Origin of the sequence: Pseudomonas graminis (assembly GCF_001705435.1) — a bacterium.
GTDB classification, from domain to species: domain Bacteria; phylum Pseudomonadota; class Gammaproteobacteria; order Pseudomonadales; family Pseudomonadaceae; genus Aquipseudomonas; species Aquipseudomonas graminis_B.
Map to the genome: position 1 here is coordinate 523,458 of NZ_MDEN01000069.1, position 19,212 is coordinate 542,669.

General features: G+C 59.3%; 17 protein-coding genes and 1 pseudogene. 7 read left to right on the top strand and 11 right to left on the bottom strand.

Annotated features, from left to right (window positions below; translation table 11 throughout):
• Window positions 1-21: 21 nt before the first annotated feature.
• Complete coding sequence (locus tag BBI10_RS24515) at window positions 22-1,119, bottom strand: ABC transporter ATP-binding protein (RefSeq protein WP_065992545.1); 1,098 nt, start codon at window positions 1,117-1,119, stop codon at window positions 22-24.
• Window positions 1,116-2,036: an ornithine carbamoyltransferase gene (gene argF / locus BBI10_RS24520; RefSeq protein ID WP_065992546.1), complete on the bottom strand. Its 921-nt coding sequence runs from the start codon at window positions 2,034-2,036 to the stop codon at window positions 1,116-1,118. The genes BBI10_RS24515 and argF overlap by 4 nt, the downstream gene beginning before the upstream one ends.
• Window positions 2,037-2,485: 449 nt before the next feature.
• Between argF and BBI10_RS24525 the strand changes: the two genes are divergently transcribed.
• The 3 genes from BBI10_RS24525 to grxD all read left to right on the top strand — a co-directional run bounded on the left by BBI10_RS24525 (window position 2,486) and on the right by grxD (window position 5,489).
• Window positions 2,486-2,788 (top strand): hypothetical protein, encoded by a 303-nt coding sequence (locus BBI10_RS24525; RefSeq protein ID WP_065992547.1) that lies wholly within the window; start codon window positions 2,486-2,488, stop codon window positions 2,786-2,788.
• A 146-nt stretch (window positions 2,789-2,934) separates the two neighbouring features.
• On the top strand, window positions 2,935-5,043 hold the full coding sequence (locus tag BBI10_RS24530; RefSeq protein ID WP_065992548.1) for a molybdopterin oxidoreductase family protein: 2,109 nt from the start codon (window positions 2,935-2,937) through the stop codon (window positions 5,041-5,043).
• Window positions 5,044-5,159: 116 nt separating this feature from the next.
• On the top strand, window positions 5,160-5,489 hold the full coding sequence (gene grxD / locus BBI10_RS24535; RefSeq protein ID WP_065992552.1) for a Grx4 family monothiol glutaredoxin: 330 nt from the start codon (window positions 5,160-5,162) through the stop codon (window positions 5,487-5,489).
• A gap of 86 nt (window positions 5,490-5,575) precedes the next feature.
• On the opposite strand, the gene bfr is transcribed toward grxD, so the two are convergent.
• The 4 genes from bfr to pyrC form a co-directional block, all read right to left on the bottom strand.
• Entirely contained in the window at window positions 5,576-6,052 is a 477-nt protein-coding gene (gene bfr / locus BBI10_RS24540; protein WP_065992554.1) for a bacterioferritin, read from the bottom strand.
• A gap of 200 nt (window positions 6,053-6,252) precedes the next feature.
• Window positions 6,253-6,471, bottom strand: coding sequence for a bacterioferritin-associated ferredoxin (locus BBI10_RS24545; protein WP_065992556.1), 219 nt, complete (start codon window positions 6,469-6,471; stop codon window positions 6,253-6,255).
• A gap of 689 nt (window positions 6,472-7,160) precedes the next feature.
• Complete coding sequence (gene rnt, locus BBI10_RS24550; protein ID WP_065992557.1) at window positions 7,161-7,838, bottom strand: ribonuclease T; 678 nt, start codon at window positions 7,836-7,838, stop codon at window positions 7,161-7,163.
• Window positions 7,835-8,881 (bottom strand): dihydroorotase, encoded by a 1,047-nt coding sequence (gene pyrC / locus BBI10_RS24555; protein WP_065992558.1) that lies wholly within the window; start codon window positions 8,879-8,881, stop codon window positions 7,835-7,837. The genes rnt and pyrC overlap by 4 nt, the downstream gene beginning before the upstream one ends.
• 144 nt (window positions 8,882-9,025) lie before the next feature.
• Between pyrC and BBI10_RS24560 the strand changes: the two genes are divergently transcribed.
• Window positions 9,026-10,012: a flagellar protein MotY gene (locus BBI10_RS24560; protein WP_065992559.1), complete on the top strand. Its 987-nt coding sequence runs from the start codon at window positions 9,026-9,028 to the stop codon at window positions 10,010-10,012.
• A gap of 130 nt (window positions 10,013-10,142) precedes the next feature.
• Window positions 10,143-11,360 (top strand): argininosuccinate synthase, encoded by a 1,218-nt coding sequence (locus BBI10_RS24565; RefSeq protein ID WP_065992560.1) that lies wholly within the window; start codon window positions 10,143-10,145, stop codon window positions 11,358-11,360.
• A 169-nt stretch (window positions 11,361-11,529) separates the two neighbouring features.
• Here the strand turns inward: BBI10_RS24565 and BBI10_RS24570 are convergent, their stop codons facing one another.
• On the bottom strand, window positions 11,530-12,084 hold the full coding sequence (locus tag BBI10_RS24570) for a hypothetical protein (protein ID WP_065992562.1): 555 nt from the start codon (window positions 12,082-12,084) through the stop codon (window positions 11,530-11,532).
• A gap of 1,149 nt (window positions 12,085-13,233) precedes the next feature.
• On the opposite strand from BBI10_RS24570, the gene BBI10_RS24575 reads away from it, so the two are divergent.
• Complete coding sequence (locus BBI10_RS24575) at window positions 13,234-13,860, top strand: response regulator transcription factor (protein ID WP_037012286.1); 627 nt, start codon at window positions 13,234-13,236, stop codon at window positions 13,858-13,860.
• 102 nt (window positions 13,861-13,962) lie between these two features.
• On the opposite strand, the gene BBI10_RS24580 is transcribed toward BBI10_RS24575, so the two are convergent.
• The 4 genes and pseudogenes from BBI10_RS24580 to metG form a co-directional block, all read right to left on the bottom strand.
• Window positions 13,963-14,145, bottom strand: coding sequence for a PA3496 family putative envelope integrity protein (locus BBI10_RS24580; protein WP_065992563.1), 183 nt, complete (start codon window positions 14,143-14,145; stop codon window positions 13,963-13,965).
• A 105-nt stretch (window positions 14,146-14,250) separates the two neighbouring features.
• Window positions 14,251-14,889 (bottom strand): endonuclease III, encoded by a 639-nt coding sequence (nth, locus tag BBI10_RS24585; RefSeq protein WP_065992564.1) that lies wholly within the window; start codon window positions 14,887-14,889, stop codon window positions 14,251-14,253.
• Between the two features lie 20 nt (window positions 14,890-14,909).
• A pseudogene (gene rsxB, locus BBI10_RS24590) lies at window positions 14,910-15,740 on the bottom strand (electron transport complex subunit RsxB); the annotation flags it as partial.
• Window positions 15,741-15,807: 67 nt separating this feature from the next.
• On the bottom strand, window positions 15,808-17,856 hold the full coding sequence (gene metG, locus BBI10_RS24595; RefSeq protein ID WP_065992565.1) for a methionine--tRNA ligase: 2,049 nt from the start codon (window positions 17,854-17,856) through the stop codon (window positions 15,808-15,810).
• 183 nt (window positions 17,857-18,039) lie between these two features.
• On the opposite strand from metG, the gene apbC reads away from it, so the two are divergent.
• A complete protein-coding gene (gene apbC / locus BBI10_RS24600) occupies window positions 18,040-19,134 on the top strand; it encodes an iron-sulfur cluster carrier protein ApbC (RefSeq protein WP_065992571.1) in 1,095 nt (364 codons plus the stop codon).
• Window positions 19,135-19,212: the final 78 nt, after the last annotated feature.

Here is a 19,212-nt window from a genome sequence, read left to right on the forward strand (position 1 = left end):
CTGGTCGAGAACGACAGGCCCTCAGACCACCACGTCCCGATGCACCGGAACGCTCCGATGCACCGGCACGCTGCCCGAGGCCGGAAACAGCACCAGATGCTCGGCTGACACCGTGAAGCCGACCTGATCACCGGCGCGCAGATCCACATGGCTGGGGAACAACGCCTCCAGTTGCGTGCCGGTCGGCAACTGCAGGCGGTACAGGGTCGCCGCGCCCTGAAAATTCAGGCTCGCGACTCGGGCCTTTATCGGGCCGTCGGGCGCGTAAACAATGTCATCAGGGCGCAGCAGGACATCCATCGGAGTGCCTGGCGCGCCGGCATAGGCGCGATTGCCGCGCAGCACACCCAACTCGGTCTGCACCGATTCGGCATCGATCAGTTGCCCGCGAATGAAATAACCCTGACCGACGAAACTGGCGACATAAGGCGTCGCCGGCTCGTGATAGAGGTTGTAGGGCGTGTCCCACTGCTCCAGCCGACCGTCCTTGAACACGCCGACGTGATCGCTCACGGCAAAGGCTTCTTCCTGGTCGTGGGTCACCAGAATCGCGCTGGTGCCCCGGGCCTTGAGAATGTCGCGCACCTCATGGCTCAGGCGCCGCCGCAACTCGCCATCCAGGTTTGAGAACGGTTCATCGAGCAGCAGCAACTGCGGCTCAGGGGCAAGTGCGCGGGCCAACGCCACACGCTGCTGCTGTCCACCGGAAAGCTCATGGGGATGACGTGTTCCCAGCGCGCCGAGATTGACCAGCTCCAGCATTTCCTGAACCACCTGCTTCTGGCGCGGATGATTGCGGATGCCGAAGGCGATGTTGTCGGCCACGGTGAGGTGGGGGAACAGGGCATAGTCCTGAAACACCATGCCGATCCGGCGCTTCTCCGGGGCCAGGGTAAACCCGGGTCGGGAAATGACGTTACCCGCCAGGGTGATCTCGCCCTTGTGCAACGGTTCGAAACCGGCGATGGCGCGCAAGGTAGTGGTCTTGCCGCAGCCGGAGGAACCCAACAGGCAACCGATGTCGCCGGCGTTCAGGTGCAGATTGAGGTGCTGCACCACGCGTTGGTCCTGATAACCGCAGGCGAGGTCATGCAGCGTCAGCAGCAGGGGCTGACTCATGGGGCAGCGAAGGCAGGAGCGACGAGGAATTCCAGCAGGGCTTTTTGCGCATGCAGCCGGTTCTCCGCTTGATCCCACGCCACCGAGCGCGGGTCATCCAGCAGGTCCTCGCTGATCTCTTCACCACGGTGCGCCGGCAGGCAGTGCATGAAAATCACATCGTCAGCAGCGCGGTCGAGCATCTCGCGAGTGACCTGGAAAGGTTTGAACAGGGCCAGACGCTTGGCGGCTTCTTCTTCCTGGCCCATGGACGTCCACACATCGGTTGAGACCAGGTGCGCGCCTTTCACCGCTTCGTGGGGATCGCGGATCAACGTCACGCGATCGCCCGCCAGAGCCAGGTAATGCGCGCTGGGTTCGTAGCCTTCCGGACACGCAACACGCAACTGAAAGTCGAACTGAATCGCGGCTTCTATATAGCTGTTGCACATGTTGTTGCCATCGCCGATCCACGCCACGGTCTTGCCCTGAATGGAGCCGCGGTGTTCGAGGAACGTTTGCATGTCGGCCAGCAACTGGCAGGGGTGAAGGTCATCGGACAGGCCGTTGATCACCGGTACGCGGGAATGGGCGGCGAATTCGGTGAGGTTGCTGTGGGCGAAGGTGCGGATCATCACCGCATCGACCATCCGCGACATGACCCGTGCGCCATCGGCAATCGGCTCGCCACGGCCCAGCTGGGTGTCCCGAGGGGAGAGGAAGATGGCCTGGCCGCCCAGCTGGATCATCCCGGCTTCGAACGAGACACGGGTCCGGGTCGAGGATTTTTCGAAGATCATTGCCAGGATGCGGCCCTTCAATGGCTCGAAGAGCACGCCTCGATTTCGCAGGTCCTTCAGCTCAACGCCGCGACGAATCACCCCGACCAGCTCAGCGGGGGTGTAGTCCATCATCGAGAGAAAGTGCCTTGCGCTCATCATTAACTACCTTGTCTGCAACAGACCGCAGATCCTCAAAGCCGGGTTTTTCGGAAAAACGGGCGAGACCTGCGGCGAAAGCCGCACGGGGCGACGAATAGGGAAGGCGCGAGGGTATAAGAAAATGTCGCCTGATGCCAAGGCCCGCCGTGACGGAAAATCGTCGTCGGACGTTCGGTAGCCTGAAAGCGGCGTTAGCAGGACGCTTTTCATGTAACGAAGTGCTACAGTCATGTTTCTGCGCAGGCCATTCGCCATCGCATTAGTCCTGATCAGACAGCTCGCTTGTAACGCTCTTTGGCGTCGCCGCGATTACTGCCTGATTCGTAACAGTCGCAAACCACTGTGCAGCCTTATGCGACATGCTTCACGCCGCGGAGACCCGGACGTTTCCTAAACCATCGGCGTGGGTTATAAAGGCGGCTTATGTCCTCCAAAAGAGGTGGGGAATGGATTCAAAAGAGCAACAACTGACGGAACTACTCGGGCTTACGGCTCGGACCCTTACGCACCTCACGGCGTCCATGACGTCGATGTCGTTCGAACTGATGCGCAGCGAAGACGAAGTGACCCGTTCTGCGGGGCGCCGGATGATCGATCGCATGGCAACCATCAGCGCCGGACTCGACGAACACTGGCGGCTGATCGGCGAACTCACCGGCATCCAGGTGTCTCAGGAACAGATCGAAACGGTTCATGAGGTGCAGATGCAGCGCAAGGTGGTTACACCTATCGGTGGCTCTGCTTCCTGAGTGACACTTCTTTCATCGGGTGAGCTATCGGCTCGCCTGATGCTGCCCGATTCACGGCGCTGACATTTCTGGCGCATCGCCCGGACAGGTCCCATAGTTTTGTATCCGCGATCGGCTGATCGCCCTATAAAAACTCGAGACTGGCGATGACCAAGACTCTCCACCACCGTGCCTGTCACCTGTGCGAGGCGATTTGCGGCCTCACCCTCGAAACCACCCTTCAGGACGATGCCACCACCCTGATTACCTCGATCAAGGGCGATGCGCAGGACACCTTCAGTCGCGGGCATATCTGCCCCAAAGCCGTCGCGCTGCAAGACATCCAGAATGACCCCGATCGGCTCCGGCAGCCCATGCAGCGTATCGGCAACGACTGGCAGCCGATCGAGTGGCAGGCCGCGTTTGATCTGATCGCCGAGCGCCTGGCCGGCATTCAGGCGCGTCATGGGCAAAACGCGGTGGCGGTCTATCAGGGCAACCCCAGCGTGCATAACTATGGGCTGATGACCCACAGCAATTATTTTCTCGGACTGCTGAAAACCCGTAACCGCTACTCCGCAACCTCTGTGGACCAGTTGCCACACCACCTGACCAGTCATTTGATGTACGGCCACGGCCTGCTGCTGCCCATCGCCGACATTGACCACACCGATTTCATGCTCATCCTCGGCGGTAATCCGCTGGCGTCCAACGGCAGCATCATGACTGTGCCCGACGTCGAGAAGCGTCTGAAGGCGATCCAGGCCCGCGGCGGCAAAGTCGTTGTGGTCGATCCGCGCCGCAGCGAAACCGCAGCAATAGCCGACCAGCACCTGTTCATTCGCCCGGGCGGGGATGCGGCGTTTCTGTTCGGCTTGTTGCACACCTTGTTTGCCGAAGGCCTGACCCGCGACAGCCATCTTGCCGTGGATGGCCTGGAGGACGTCCGCGCGGCCGTCAGCGAGATGACCGCCGACGCCATGAGCCCTCGATGCGGCGTGCCTGCCGAGCAGATCAGGCGGCTCGCACGGGACTTCGCCGCCGCCGAACGCGGCGTGTGCTACGGGCGCATGGGCATTTCCACCCAGGCGTTCGGCACGCTGTGCCACTGGCTGGTGCAACTGATCAACCTGGTCACCGGCAATCTCGATCGGCCAGGCGGTGCGCTGTGCACCGAGCCGGCGCTGGACTTGGTGGCATCGACCTCCGGCGGCAGCTTCAATCGCTGGCAGAGCCGCGTCTCGCGACTGCCGGAATACGGTGGCGAGCTGCCGGTTTCTGCGCTGGCCGAGGAAATGCTGACCCCGGGGGAGGGCCAGATCAAGGCGCTGATTACCGTGGCGGGCAACCCGGTGTTGTCGACACCGAACGGCCGTCAGCTTGACACCGCCCTTGAAGGGCTGCAGTTCATGGTCAGCGTCGATTTGTACATCAACGAAACCACACGGCACGCGGACCTCATCCTGCCGTCGACGTCTGCGCTGGAAAATGACCACTACGACACCACGTTCAACATGTTCGCCGTGCGCAACGTCACCCGGTTCAACCGTGCGATTCTTGCCAAGCCCGAGGGAGCGCTGCACGACTGGGAAATCTTCGTCGGCCTCGCCCAGGCGTTCGCACTGAAAACCGGGCGCGAATTGAAACCGACGATGCCGCCTGCGCAGATGGTCGATCGCGGTCTGCGGGCCGGGCTGTATGGTGATGCTTCGCCGCTCAAATTGTCGCTGGAGACACTCGCGCAGTACCCCCACGGCCTGGACCTGGGGCCGCTCAAGCCCAACCTCGCCAAGCGTCTTAAAACCGTCAACCAGCGGGTACAGGCCGCCCCGCCCGTGATTCTCGCTGACCTGGCCCGTTTTGCCGGGGAGCCTGCGCCCCAGGCCGGTGGCCTGATGCTCATCGGTCGGCGCCACGTCCGCAGCAATAATTCATGGATGCACAACTTCCATCGTCTGGTGAAAGGCAAACCGCGGCATCAGTTGTTGATGCACCCCGACGACTTGCTCAGCCGAGGGTTGATGGACGGACAGCGGGTCAGGGTCAGTTCGCGGGTCGGCGTCATTGAGGTAGAAGTGATGGGCAGCATCGAGATGATGCCCGGCGTCGTAAGCCTGCCCCACGGCTGGGGCCACGGTCGTCCGGGCGTGAGAATGGACATCGCGACGGCTCAGCCAGGTGAGAGCGCCAATGATCTGACTGACGAGCGGGCACTGGACGGGATTTCCGGGAACGCCGTGCTCAACGGAGTGCCAGTGACCGTGGCAGCGGCATGACGGCCATCATTTCCCGAGAAGCCGCCATGGCCAAGACCAAGCGTTATGCTCGGGAATCGTTTAGAATGCGCCACCGTGTCGACACATACAGTCGTAAAGTTTAGCCGAGGTGCTCCATGGATATTATCGAAACGATCAAAGACCAGATTGCCAGCAACACCGTTCTGCTCTACATGAAAGGTGCTCCGAATGCCCCGCAGTGTGGCTTTTCGGCCAAGGCTTCTCAGGCACTGATGGCGTGTGGCGAAAAGTTCGCGTACGTCGATATCCTGCAGAACCCGGAAATCCGCGCCAACCTGCCAAAGTACGCCAACTGGCCAACCTTCCCACAGCTGTGGGTCGGTGGTGAGCTGGTCGGCGGTAGCGACATCATCACTGAGATGCAGGCTGACGGTTCGCTGCAGAAACTGGTGAAAGATGCTGTTGCGAAAAACGCCACTGCCTGATTTTCGGCAGTCGTAAAAAAGCCCCGCTCTCTGCCGAGACGCGGGGCTTTTTATTGGGCGGTCTTGTTGGGAGGCAGGGACGAGAATCAGTCCTCTTCGCCCATTTGAGACTGCAGGTAGTTCTCGATGCCGACCTTGTCGATCAGGCCCAGCTGGGTTTCCAGCCAGTCGATGTGTTCTTCTTCCGATTCCAGAATGTCTTCCAGCATCTCGCGGCTGCCGAAGTCACCGACGGTTTCGCAGTGGGCGATGGCGGCTTTCAGATCGGCGTGGCCCTTGCGCTCGATACGCAGGTCACACTCCAGCATTTCCTTGGTGTGTTCGCCGATCAGGATCTTGCCCAGGTCTTGCAGGTTCGGGAGGCCTTCCAGAAACAGGATGCGCTTGATCAGTTTGTCAGCGTGTTTCATCTCGTCGATGGATTCGTGGTACTCGTGTTTGCCCAACTTGTTCAGGCCCCAGTCTTCGTACATGCGCGCATGCAGGAAGTACTGATTGATCGCGACCAGCTCGTTACCGAGGATCTTGTTGAGATGCTGGATGACTGTGATGTCGCCTTTCATGATCGGGTCCTGTCGAAGGTATAGGTAATACAGGCGGCAAGTCTGAGCCCCCTCTATAACTCTGTCAAACCTAAGTTATTGAATAATAAGTGAAAATAAATAGGAATAAGAATGTTTGTGTTCCGCATCTTGTCGCTAAGCGATTGAATTAAAGGCATAAAAAAACCGGACAGTGTCCGGTTTTGTTTGAATGCGATTATTCAGGCAGCTGAAAATTCTGCAGGATAGGCGAGGGCGGCGTGGCTGGTTTGCAGCTCGGTCAGGGTTTCACGCACCACTTCCTTGGCCAGGCAGGCACATTTCCCACACTTGCTGGCGACACCGAGGGTCTCGCGGACGTCACGATAGCTGCAGCATCCTTCCATGATTGCTTCACGGATTTGTCCGTCGGTAACACCTTGGCAGAGGCAGACATACATATAAGAAACCGTCGCTGAGTGATTGGCTCAATGCGATGGATACTAATGTTAATGAGAATGCTTGTCAAAACTACTCAGGCTTGTTCGCGTGGCTACCGATGAGTGGTCAGCTGCTGCGATAGGCATGATCGCTTGCGAGGGTTGTGTGTGTATCCATTATCGGTGGTGGTGCTGATTAAGGTTCCGCCCTTACGGCGGGTCACTTTTTCCAACAGCCGAAAAAGTAACCAAAAAGGCCGTGCTCCTGGTTGGGCCCTTCCTTCGTCAGGGTTCCTTCACTCCGGTCTCGCTCCGTGGGCGCGCGCCGAACGGACATCCATGTCCTGACGGCGCTCTCGCGGCATCCATGCCGCTCGGCCCACTCCGCGAAACCTGCGTTCAGCCTGCACCCAAGTCGCGTTCTGCGGTGTCTGGGCTTTTTGCGTATGAAGATCAAAAGCGGATCAAGAGCAGATCAAGAGCTTCCCGACTGAAGCCGATCCCACGGGTTGTACGCGATGTGCTTTTTAGTGGGACCGGCTTTAGCCGGGAAGGGGCCTGACATCGAGGGGACTGATTTATTTACAACGCTTCACCGTAAATTAATCTGTCCCCGGCTATCCACAGCGCAATCACCAGCCGGAAATCCCACCCCAAAAAAAACCGGCCACTTGGGCCGGTTCATTCATTCATTGCGCAGCAACATCGACTCAGTTGTCGAAGTCGTGCCAGCCGCCCATTTCTTTCCAGCGGTTGACGATGCCGCAGAACAGCTCGGCAGTCTTCTCGGTGTCGTAACGGGCCGAGTGGGCCTCGCGACCGTCGAAATCGATGTCCGCCGACTGGCAGGCTTTGGCCAGGACAGTCTGGCCGTACGCCAGGCCCGCCAGCGTCGCGGTGTCGAAGCTGGAGAACGGGTGAAACGGATTGCGCTTCATGTCCAGCCGCGCAACCGCTGCGTTGAGAAAGCCCAGGTCGAAGCTGGCGTTGTGACCGACCAGGATCGCACGCTTGCAGCCGTTGGCTTTCAGCGCCTTGCGGATGCCGCGGAAGATGTCCGTCAGCGCGGTTTCTTCACTCACGGCCATGCGCAGCGGGTGATCCAGCTTGATGCCGGTGAACTCCAGCGCCGCGGCTTCCACGTTGGCGCCCTCGAACGGTTCGACACGGAAGAAATAGGTGTGGTCCGGGAAGACAAAGCCTTTCTCGTCCATGCCGATGGTGGTGGCGGCGATCTCCAGCAACGCATCAGTGGCGCAATTGAACCCGCCAGTTTCTACGTCAACGACAACGGGCAGGTAACCGCGAAAACGGGCAGCCATCGGGTGCCGGGAGCCAGTGCCGCCGCCGGAGCCTTCTTGCTCGTCTTCGTAATGATCTTCAGTCACGCGTGTTCCTCCAGCAGGCGCCAGCGCAGTTTTTCACCGGCGCGCAGCGGGATAACAGAAAGCTCGCCAAACGGCAGGCTGGCGGGGGCCGTCCACTCGTCACGAACCAGGGTAATGGTGTCGGTGTTGGTCGGCAGACCATAGAACGCCGGGCCGTGCAAACTGGCGAAGCCTTCCAGCTTGTCCAGCGCGTTGCGTGATTCGAACGCCTCGGCGTAAAGCTCGATGGCGGCGAATGCGGTGTAGCAGCCGGCACAACCGCACGCCGCTTCTTTCGCGTGCTGCGCGTGGGGCGCGGAGTCCGTACCGAGGAAGAACTTGCTGCTGCCGCTGGTGGCGGCATCAAGCAGGGCAACCTGGTGGGTGTTGCGCTTGAGAATCGGCAGGCAATAGAAGTGAGGGCGAATGCCGCCGACCAGCATATGGTTGCGGTTGTACAGCAAATGGTGGGCAGTGATGGTCGCGCCCACATTGGCCGAAGCTTCATTGACGAACTGCACGGCGTCGGCGGTGGTGATGTGTTCGAACACCACTTTCAGCGTCGGAAAACGCTCGACGACACGTCGCATGTGCTCGTCGATGAAAATCTTTTCACGGTCGAACACGTCGATGTCGCCGCGGGTCACTTCGCCGTGGATGAGCAGCGGCAAGCCCACCTCAGCCATCGCCTCGAGCACCGGGAAGATCTTGTCGACGCTGGTGACACCGGAATCGGAATTGGTCGTCGCGCCTGCCGGGTACAACTTGGCGGCATACACGAAGCCACTGGCCTTCGCGGCGCGAATCTCTTCGGGCTGCGTCAGGTCAGTGAGGTAAAGCACCATGAGCGGCTCGAAGCGGCTGCCTTGTGGACGTGCAGCGAGGATGCGCTGACGATAGGCGTCCGCTTGCTCCGCGTTGCGTACCGGGGGCACGAGGTTCGGCATGATGATCGCGCGGCCAAAGGTGCGCGCTACGTCGGCGACGGTGTGGGGCAAAACAGCGCCATCTCGAAGATGGATATGCCAGTCGTCGGGGCGCAGGAGGGTCAGGCGTTCGGACATTGGGGATTCCAGGCGGGTCAAACTCGCTGGGAATGCTACCGGAAAAGACTCCTCCAGGCACTCGCTATCAAGTTTTGCGGGAAGTTACCGATAGCCACGTGTAAGTCATAAATCTTGTTACACGTGAATTTAGTGGAGCCTCCCGTGCGCCAGCGATATCTAGCCCTGCTCAGCGCGTTTGCCAGCCTGCCGGCCGTGGCGCTCACCTTCCAGACGCGTCTGGAGAATATTGAGTGGAAGGTGGAAGGCGACCAGTTCGAGTGCCGACTGACTCAACCGATCGCCGATTTCGGTGCGGGCGAGTTCGTGCGACGCGCGGGCGAGCAACCGACGTTTCGGTTGAAGGCAAATGGCTACAGCCTTTCGTCCGGCTCGGCCACGTTGATTGCCGCGGCGGCGCCGTGGCAGCCGGGTCGCGGAGATCTCAATCTTGGCGCAGTGAAAGTCGGCAACGGCGAGATTCCTTTCAATACCAACCAGGCCCAGGCCACGCGGCTGATCGCGGGTTTGATGGAAGGTCGCAGCCCGATGATTCGTCACACCCTGCGAGATGGCGGCGGCGCGATGGAAGTCAGGCTGTTGCCGGTCAAATTCAGCAAAGCCTATGGTGACTTCCAGGTCTGTACCGCGAAGCTGTTGCCGATGAATTTCGAGCAAGTGCGGCAGTCCGAGATCGGTTTTCCGGGTGGCGGCATCGAGCTGGACGCTACGGCCAGGCGCAAGCTGGACACTGTGCTGGCTTATATGAAGGCTGATCCGACGGTCAATCACGTCGAACTGGACGGCCACTCCGATAACAGCGGCAACCGGTTGACCAACCGCGATCTGTCGCGGCGTCGAGCGCTGTCCGTCATGGACTACCTCAAGGCCCAGGGCATTCCGGAAGAACAGATCACCCTGCGCTTCCACGGCGAGCAGTACCCGCTGGCGCCCAACACCAACAACGCCAACCGCGCGCGCAACCGTCGGGTGAACATTCACCTGGAGCGAGTGGCGCAGCAGACCCCGGCCGTGCCGCCATCCGCTGCACCTGCACCGACGCCGGCCACACTGCCTGCACCTGCCGCCACGCCAACCCCAGGCGCTGCGCCCGCCACAGCGGCAAGTGCGGCCCCCGCCAAGGCCTCTTGACGATGGGCAGCGAAGTCGTCTGACTGACAGAATCTGTCGCTTTGTCGTCAGAAGCTGTCGCGACACTGTAAATTCCCGCGCGTGAACGGTAAACTCGTCGGTTTTCCGTACAACGCGTTGGAGTGATGGCATGGCGGACGTAAACAAGGTAGTTCTCGCGTATTCCGGTGGCCTGGATACTTCGGTAATCCTCAAGTGGCTGCAAGATACGTACAACTGCGAGGTGGTGACCTTCACCGCTGACCTGGGTCAGGGCGAAGAAGTCGAGCCAGCACGCGCCAAGGCGCAAGCCATGGGCGTCAAAGAAATCTACATCGATGACCTGCGCGAAGAGTTCGTGCGTGATTTCGTGTTCCCGATGTTTCGCGCCAATACCGTCTATGAAGGCGAGTACCTGTTGGGTACTTCCATCGCACGTCCCCTGATCGCCAAACGACTCATCGAAATCGCCAACGAAACCGGCGCTGACGCCATTTCACACGGCGCTACCGGCAAGGGCAATGACCAGGTTCGTTTCGAATTGGGCGCCTATGCGCTCAAGCCTGGCGTGAAAGTGATCGCGCCATGGCGTGAGTGGGACCTGCTGTCCCGCGAGAAGCTCATGGACTACGCCGAGAAGCACGCGATCCCGATCGAGCGCCACGGCAAGAAAAAATCCCCGTACTCGATGGACGCCAACCTGCTGCACATCTCCTATGAAGGCGGCGTGCTGGAAGACACCTGGACCGAACACGAAGAAGACATGTGGCGGTGGACAGTGTCGCCGGAAAACGCGCCGGACAAGCCGCAGTATCTGGAGCTGACCTATCGCAACGGCGACATCGTGGCGCTGGACGGTGTTGAAATGACCCCGGCCACCGTCCTTGCCACCTTGAACCGCATCGGCGGCGAGCACGGCATTGGTCGTCTGGACATCGTCGAGAACCGCTACGTCGGCATGAAGTCCCGCGGCTGCTACGAGACCCCGGGCGGCACCATCATGCTGCGTGGTCACCGTGCGATCGAGTCGATCACCCTGGACCGCGAAGTCGCTCACCTCAAAGACGAGCTGATGCCCAAGTACGCCAGCCTGATTTACACCGGCTACTGGTGGAGCCCTGAGCGTCTTATGCTGCAACAGATGATCGATGCGTCGCAGGCCCACGTGAATGGTGTCGTGCGCCTGAAGCTTTATAAGGGCAACGTGATCGTGACCGGTCGCAAGTCCGACGAGTCGCTGTTCGATGCGAACATCGCGACGTTTGAAGAAGACGGCGGCGCGTACAACCAGGCAGATGCGGCGGGCTTCATCAAGCTCAACGCATTGCGCATGCGCATTGCAGCGAACAAGGGCCGCAAGTTGTTCTGATCGCTGTCGTGATTGATGTGCAGCCCTGCTCAGGGCTGCACTCATTACATCTGTCCTCCCTGTGCTGCTGGCCATTCATTCGACACTCTTTGCGCCCCCACGCTGGCCGGTTATTGCCTCGTTTTACAGGCGCTAAAAGACATGCTCTCGCTGTGCGTTATCTCATTCGTCATGTTGGCAAATCTGTCTCCTCGCCAGCGGTTTTCTCAGCCGTATCCCCCTGCGAAGTTGTTCGAAACTCAAAACGATAGGCTTTGCCAATGTCCCGGATATCGCGTACCCCGACGCCCAGTAGTTGAGCGATTTCAGGAACGGTGTAGCCCAGCGCCGAGTAATGCATGGCGTGTCCGGCAATGGCGTCGTCCAGGGTTACCGGCTCTCTTTGCCGGGACGTGCGTGATCGGCGAACAGGCTGGCAATAGCGGATCTTCAGACCGTTCTCGCTGGCCAGGCGCTTAATGTCCTTCTGGTTCATGCGCAGCGAGTATTGCAGCGCCGCGACCCCAGCTCCTTTGGCCACTAGCCCCTTGAGCAGATCGACCTTGGTGCACAGCTCCGCTTCCGGATCGGCGTCCCGGGTTTGCCGGGACGATTCGGTCTCCCGCGACTCTCCTTCTGCAATGACGTTAATAACGCCGCCTTGGGAAACGTAGCGCTCTACCGCTTCCGCCAGCTTGAGAGGGTCGCTGCTTGCGCCAATGGGGTATTTAATTTTCTTGGTCATGGTAGGTTCCTTTGAACATATCAACTAAACAGCCTGCACTGTCGGGACGTTCACGCTTAAGAACGTTTAAACACTGAATGCTTTATTCATGCCGAAGAGTGGCCTGCGCACGGACCGCTGGCAAAAGAAGCCCCCGCCTTTATATGCGCAATAATCTTGTATTGTGATAAGAGCCACTAACTAACAGTGGGTTGAACCATTCGCTCATCAAAAAGTAACGACTGGTAATAGGTTTGGCAAGTAAAAAGCCAAAAAATGGGCGGTTTGTTTTTTAACGCCATTGGGTGAAGTTCTTGGCGGTAATAATAGTCCGTTAGTTATGTAGTATTTTTCTGGAATGACGTGAGGGTGCTGGATGTTATGTGTCGAATAGTATTACGTGGAAGGCGGGCGAGCCCCTTTTTTTAAAAGCGGGTGATGTGATCCAGTCGTTATTGAATTGAGTCGCAGGGTTTGGAGGTGGTTAAGCGCTGTAACTTTCCAGGCTGCTCCGTGCCCACGTCCCGGGTAAGAATAGTTGAAAGTTGATTCGGGCTGTTCAGACATTTCTGAACCCGTTGTAGGCTCTTTCGAGTATTTATATGTAATGAAACTCGTCGAACCCGCGTGTGTAAGTTAACCAAGTGTGTGCGGTCGCCGACGCCTCGCCGGGCCTGCAATATTTTATGATTTTTGTTTGCTGGCGGCCCGGTAAGATGGGCATATGCTGAAGTCATAACACTCGTGGTGAACGGGCTGTCACCCGGTGGCCAGAAGCCGTGTTTTAAAGAGGAATCTCATTTTTCCGGGCGTCACGGATGGCCCTGGCTTTCCGCACATCCAAACTGGTCGGCGGAGCAACCAAATCGTGGATCAACCTTAGGACAAACCGAGCTATCAACCTGCAGTCATATAGGCAGAAATGCTTAGGGAGTTCAGGATTCAAAAATTACCACTTGCGGTCTTCGGAATTATGCGGTCACGTACTGAGACGGGATTGAACATCGTAAAAAATAGAGCGGATAGGGCAGGTTTTGTAGGATTTTTCTGTTGGTTGAGTGAGAAAGGTCTTTGCCTGCTGGTCTGCAGGGAGGAGCGCCATGCAAAGCACTAAACGACTAAGCTATTGTGCGGGCTCTGAAAATTCGAACAGCGAAGAATGGACTGCTCATGAATAAAGTGTTGATCGTGGATGATCACCCTGTCATTAGGCTCGCCGTACGCATGTTGATGGAACGTCATGGCTACGAAGTCATTGCCGAGACGGATAACGGGGTGGATGCGTTACAACTGGCGCGCGAGCACTTGCCGGACATTGTCATTCTGGACATCGGTATCCCCAAGCTGGATGGTCTGGAGGTCATCGCCCGATTGTCGGCGATGACGCTGGCCTTCAAAGTGCTGATCCTGACCTCCCAGGCGCCCGGGCATTTTTCAATGCGCTGCATGCAGGCGGGGGCGGCGGGGTATGTCTGCAAACAGCAGGATTTGACCGAATTGCTCAGCGCCATCAAGGCGGTGTTGTCCGGTTACAGTTACTTCCCCAATCAGGCGCTGCACACGGTGCGCTCCAGTCTCGGCAATGCCAGTGAGGCGGAGATGGTGGATCGACTGTCGGGTAGGGAAATGATGGTGTTGCAGCAGTTGGCCCGCGGCAAGACCAACAAGGAAATAGCTGACGGCATGTTCCTGAGCAACAAGACTGTCAGCACGTACAAGACGCGTCTGTTGCTCAAACTCAATGCGCACTCGCTGGTTGACCTTATCGAGCTCGCCCAACGTAACGGCCTCGTTTGATGGCCGAGGAACAACGGTGCTTCAAGGCGGCGTTTTCAGACCCTGTATTCTGCCCAAGCCTCTCGAAGGAGAGGCCTTCAGGCAGAGCGTTTCAAGGAGCGATCAGAAATCGAAATCGTAGTCTGCAAGCTGCCGTTGCAGACGACGCTCTTCCAGCAGGTTATCGATGGTGCGGCGCTTGCTGAGGTTGGTCTTGGCGGTCTCTACCGGTACGGGCAGGACTTCTTCCGGCTCTTCGATGACGAAGTCGTCGTCCACTTCGATGGTGTCTTTTTCATCGCTCATGATTCAGCCTCAGGCGTGAACAGTCGTTGGCGCTCCTTATAGCGACAAACCCCGCGCGGGTAAAAAAGATTTTTTTAATCGATCAAAGCCTTGGGACGCTATCGTTCAATCGTCAGAGGTCTTTGCCTTGTACTCGCACAAGTCCTCGATCCGGCAGCTGCCACACCGAGGCTTGCGCGCAATGCACACGTAACGGCCGTGAAGGATCAGCCAGTGGTGCGCATCCATGAGGTAACCCCTGGGCACGAACTTCATCAGCTTGTTTTCAACTTCCACGACATTCTTCCCGGGTGCGATGCCGGTACGGTTGCTGACGCGGAAGATGTGCGTATCGACCGCCATTGCCAACTGGCGGAACGCAGTATTCAGGACCACGTTCGCGGTCTTGCGGCCAACGCCGGGGAGGGCTTCGAGGGCCTCTCGGGTTTGCGGCACCTCCCCTCCGTGCAGTTCAACCAGCAGGCGACACGTCTCGATCACGTTTCGCGCCTTGCTGTTGTACAGGCCGATGGTCCTGATATAGGCAGACAAACCCTCGACGCCCAACGCGTAAATCGCCTCAGGCGTATTGGCCACGGGATATAGACGCGCCGTGGCCTTGTTGACGCTGACATCGGTCGCCTGTGCCGAGAGAATCACGGCGATCAGGAGCTCGAACGGTGTGGAGTAGGCCAGTTCCGTTTTAGGATCGGGGTTGTCTTCGTGCAAACGACGGAAGATCTCAAGGCGTTTGGCGGCGTTCATGGGGTAGGCGTTTCCTGAGAAGACGGTGCCGAGGGCGTCGGGTCCTGCAATTGGGCGAGCGCGTGCTCTGCCTCGTCGAGGCCGCGCTGCAACTGCACGAGTTGTGCGGCTTGTTCGGCAATGGGCGGGTGACCAAAGGCTTTCAGCGACTTCAGCAATTGTGCTCTGCTCATCGCGACCTGGGCGCGTGCCTGTTTCAACGCCGCATCGCCACCCGCTGAAGGTCTTGAGCGAATTCGGGCCAGCGCGGCTTGCGCCGGGTCTGGCTGGGGAACGGCAGCTGTGACAGTCCGCGGCTGGCGAGCCTGGCGTTCGGCCTGCCGTCGCTGCTCATCGCGCTGCAGGCGAGCGGAGCGCGCATCAAAGCGTTGCCGTGCGCGACTGCGTTTGACGGCCCTGACCGACCGCTGGGCGTCGTCCATTGCACAATCGCCAATGAAAGGAATCGCGGTCATCGGCAGCGGCAGCATGTCGATGCAGTCGACCGGGCAGGGGGCAACGCACAGGTCACAGCCGGTGCATTCCTCAACGATGACGGTGTGCATCAGCTTGGCAGCGCCGACGATCGCGTCCACCGGGCAGGCCTGAATGCATTTGGTGCAGCCGATGCACTCGGCCTCGCGAATAAACGCAACCTGCGCCGGCGCGCTACCGCGTTCGATGTCCAGTTGCAGGACTGGCACGTTCAGCAGTCGAGCCAGTGCCGCGATGGTCTCGTCGCCACCGGGTGGACATTTATTGATGGCTTCGCCGGCCGCAATGCCTTCAGCGTAGGGCTGGCAGCCCGGATGGCCGCATTTCCCACACTGGGTTTGTGGCAGCAAGGCGTCGATGCGCTGAATCAGGCTCATGCTTGGACCCGAACGACGACCCGAGCGGGCCGTCGATAATGTGCAGAATGTGGCGGTTCAGGGCGGGTTACTTGATGCGCTGACCGGGCTTGGCGCCGCTGTCAGGGCTCAGCAGGTAAATCTCTTCACCGCCAGGACCCGCTGCCATCACCATCCCTTCGGAGATACCGAAGCGCATTTTCCGAGGCTTCAGGTTGGCGATCATCATGGTCAACCGACCCTCCAGCTCTGCCGGGTTCGGGTAAGCGCTCTTGATGCCGGAGAAGACGTTGCGCTTCTCGTCGCCGATATCCAGCGTCAGGCGCAGCAGCTTGTCTGCGCCTTCGACGTGCTCGGCTTTTTCGATCAGCGCGACCCGCAGGTCAATCGCCGCGAACGCATCAAAGTCGATCTCCGGGGAGAGCGGGTCTTTCGTCAGTTCGCCATTGCCCTGTGGTGCCGCACCAGTGTCAGTGGCGCTGGCGGCCAGGTCTTCTTTCGATGCGTCGGTCATGGCTTCCACTTTTACAGGGTCGATGCGGGTCATCAGGGGCTGGAACGGGTTGAGCTGATGATTGCTCAACAGCGTCTGGTGGTCATCCCAGGTCAGTGGCGCAACGTTGAGGAACTGCTCGGCGTCTGCGGCCAGATTCGGCAATACAGGCTTGAGGAAGATCACCAACTGACGGAACAGATTGATGCCCAATGCGCAGATCGCCTGGACCTCGTCCTGCTTGCCTTCCTGCTTGGCCAGCGACCAGGGCGCCTTGTCTGCAATCCAGGCGTTGGCGCGGTCGGCCAGGGCCATGATTTCGCGCATTGCACGGGCAAAGTCACGTGCCTCGTAGGCATCGGCAATGCTTGGCGCTGCGGCATGAAAAGCGTCGGTCAGCTCGGGCTCTGCGTTGCCCGCCACCAGCAAACCTGCGTTGCCTTTCTGAATGAAGCCCGCGCAACGACTGGCGATGTTAACCACCTTGCCGATCAGGTCAGAGTTGACCTTCTGCACGAAGTCCTCAAGGTTCAGGTCAAGATCGTCGACGCCACGGCCCAGCTTGGCGGCGTAGTAGTAACGCAGGTACTCCGGCGACAGGTGCTCAAGGTACGTACGCGCCTTGATGAAAGTGCCGCGGGATTTCGACATCTTCTGGCCGTTGACGGTCAGGTAGCCGTGCACGTTGATGCCGGTAGGCTTGCGGAATCCCGAACCTTCGAGCATCGCTGGCCAGAACAGCGCATGGAAGTTGACGATGTCTTTGCCAATGAAGTGGTAAAGCTCGGTCGTCGAATCCTTGCGCCAGAAGGCATCGAAGTCCAGTTCCGGGCGACGCGCGCAGAGGTTCTTGAAGCTTGCCATGTAGCCGATGGGAGCATCCAGCCACACGTAGAAATACTTGCCCGGCTCGTCGGGGATCTCGAAGCCGAAATACGGCGCATCGCGGGAGATGTCCCACTGCTGCAGGCCGGAATCGAGCCATTCGGCGATCTTGTTGGCGACGGCGTCCTGCAACGTCCCGCTTCGCGTCCAGCTCTTGAGCATGGCGTCGAATGCCGGCAGGTCGAAGAAAAAGTGCTTGGAGTCCCGGAGCACCGGGGTTGCACCGGAAATCGCCGACTTCGGATCTTTCAGGTCAGTCGGGGCGTAGGTGGCGCCGCACTTTTCACAGTTGTCGCCGTACTGGTCTTCAGTGCCGCATTTCGGGCAGGTGCCTTTAATGAAGCGGTCGGCCAGGAACATTTTCTTTTCCGGGTCGAAATATTGCGTCACGGAGCGCGTGGCGATGTGGCCGGCGTCGCGAAGGCGTTTGTAGATCTCGCTCGACAGCTCACGGTTTTCATCAGCGTGGGTGGAGTGGAAGTTGTCGAAATCCACCAGGAAGTCAGCGAAGTCGGCGCTGTGCTCGGCCTGCACGTTGGCGATCAACTGCTCGGGCGTAATGCCTTCTTTCTCGGCGCGCAGCATGATGGCCGAACCATGGGCGTCGTCCGCACACACGTAAATGCACTGGTTGCCACGGTGCTTTTGAAAGCGCACCCACATGTCGGTCTGGATGTACTCGAGCATGTGGCCAAGGTGAATGGAACCATTGGCATAGGGCAGGGCGCTGGTGACGAGAATCTTGCGTGGCTCGGACATTGGGCTCGGCTACTTGAAGTGAAACGGAGGTCGGCCACTATAAAGGCCTGAGCGTTTTTTTTCATCCCGCGCTGCATGTCGGAATCTGCCGATGCGCTTGAAAGGAAACGTCGTTGCGTTCTTTATCGGGCATACAAGGTAGGATGGCCGCCTGTTTTAGTCAGTCTTTATAGGGAGTCACCCATGAGCGCTCTCAATCGCGCAACGGTGGAAGCCGTCCTTCGCCAGTACACCGATCCTTACTTGAATCAGGACCCGGTCAGCGCCGGGTGTGTCCGCGCCATCGAGATCGAAGGCGACCGCGTGAGTGTCCAGCTGGAACTGGGTTACGCCGCCGCGCTGTTCCAGAACGGCTGGGCACAGATGCTGCAGATGGCGATTGAAGGGCTGGATGGGGTCGCCTCGGCCAGTGTCCGGATCGCCTCGGTCATTCATCCCCACAAAGCCCTCGGCCAGATCCCCGGCCTGGCCAATGTGAAGAACATTGTGGCCGTTGCGTCCGGCAAAGGCGGCGTCGGTAAATCCACGACGGCGGCGAATCTGGCGTTGGCGCTGTCCCGAGAAGGCGCGCGCGTCGGCATTCTTGACGCCGATATCTACGGCCCGAGCCAGGGGGTCATGTTCGGCATCGCCGAAGGCACCCGTCCCAGGATCAAGGATCAGAAGTGGTTCGTGCCGATCGAGGCCCATGGCATCGAAGTGATGTCCATGGCGTTTCTGACCGACGACAACACGCCGATGGTCTGGCGAGGGCCGATGGTGTCGGGGGCACTGCTGCAGCTGGTGACTCAGACCGCCTGGAATGATCTGGATTACCTGGTCATCGATATGCCGCCTGGCACCGGTGATATCCAGCTGACCCTCGCGCAGAAAGTGCCGGTCGCGGGCGCAGTGATCGTCACGACCCCGCAGGACCTTGCATTGCTGGACGCGAAGAAAGGCGTGGAGATGTTCCGCAAGGTCAATATCCCGGTGCTGGGTGTCGTCGAGAACATGGCCGTGCATATCTGCTCGAACTGCGGCCATGCCGAGCATCTCTTTGGCGAAGGCGGAGGGGAAAAGCTGGCGACGCAATATGGCGTCGAGCTGCTGGCCTCGCTGCCGCTGTCCATGTTGATTCGAGAGCAGGCCGATGGCGGCAAGCCGACGGCGATTGCCGAGCCGGAGAGCCAGATTGCGATGGTGTACCAGGAGCTGGCGCGTCATGTCGGCGCGCGTATTGTGTTGCAGGAAGCTGCGAGTGCGCAGATGCCGAACATCTCTGTGAGCGACGACTGATCCGCTGAAGCTGAAAGCTGGAGGCGCGATGTGCCGGACGATCGGCATGTCGCGTTAGCAAGAGGCGAGGTAGGGGGC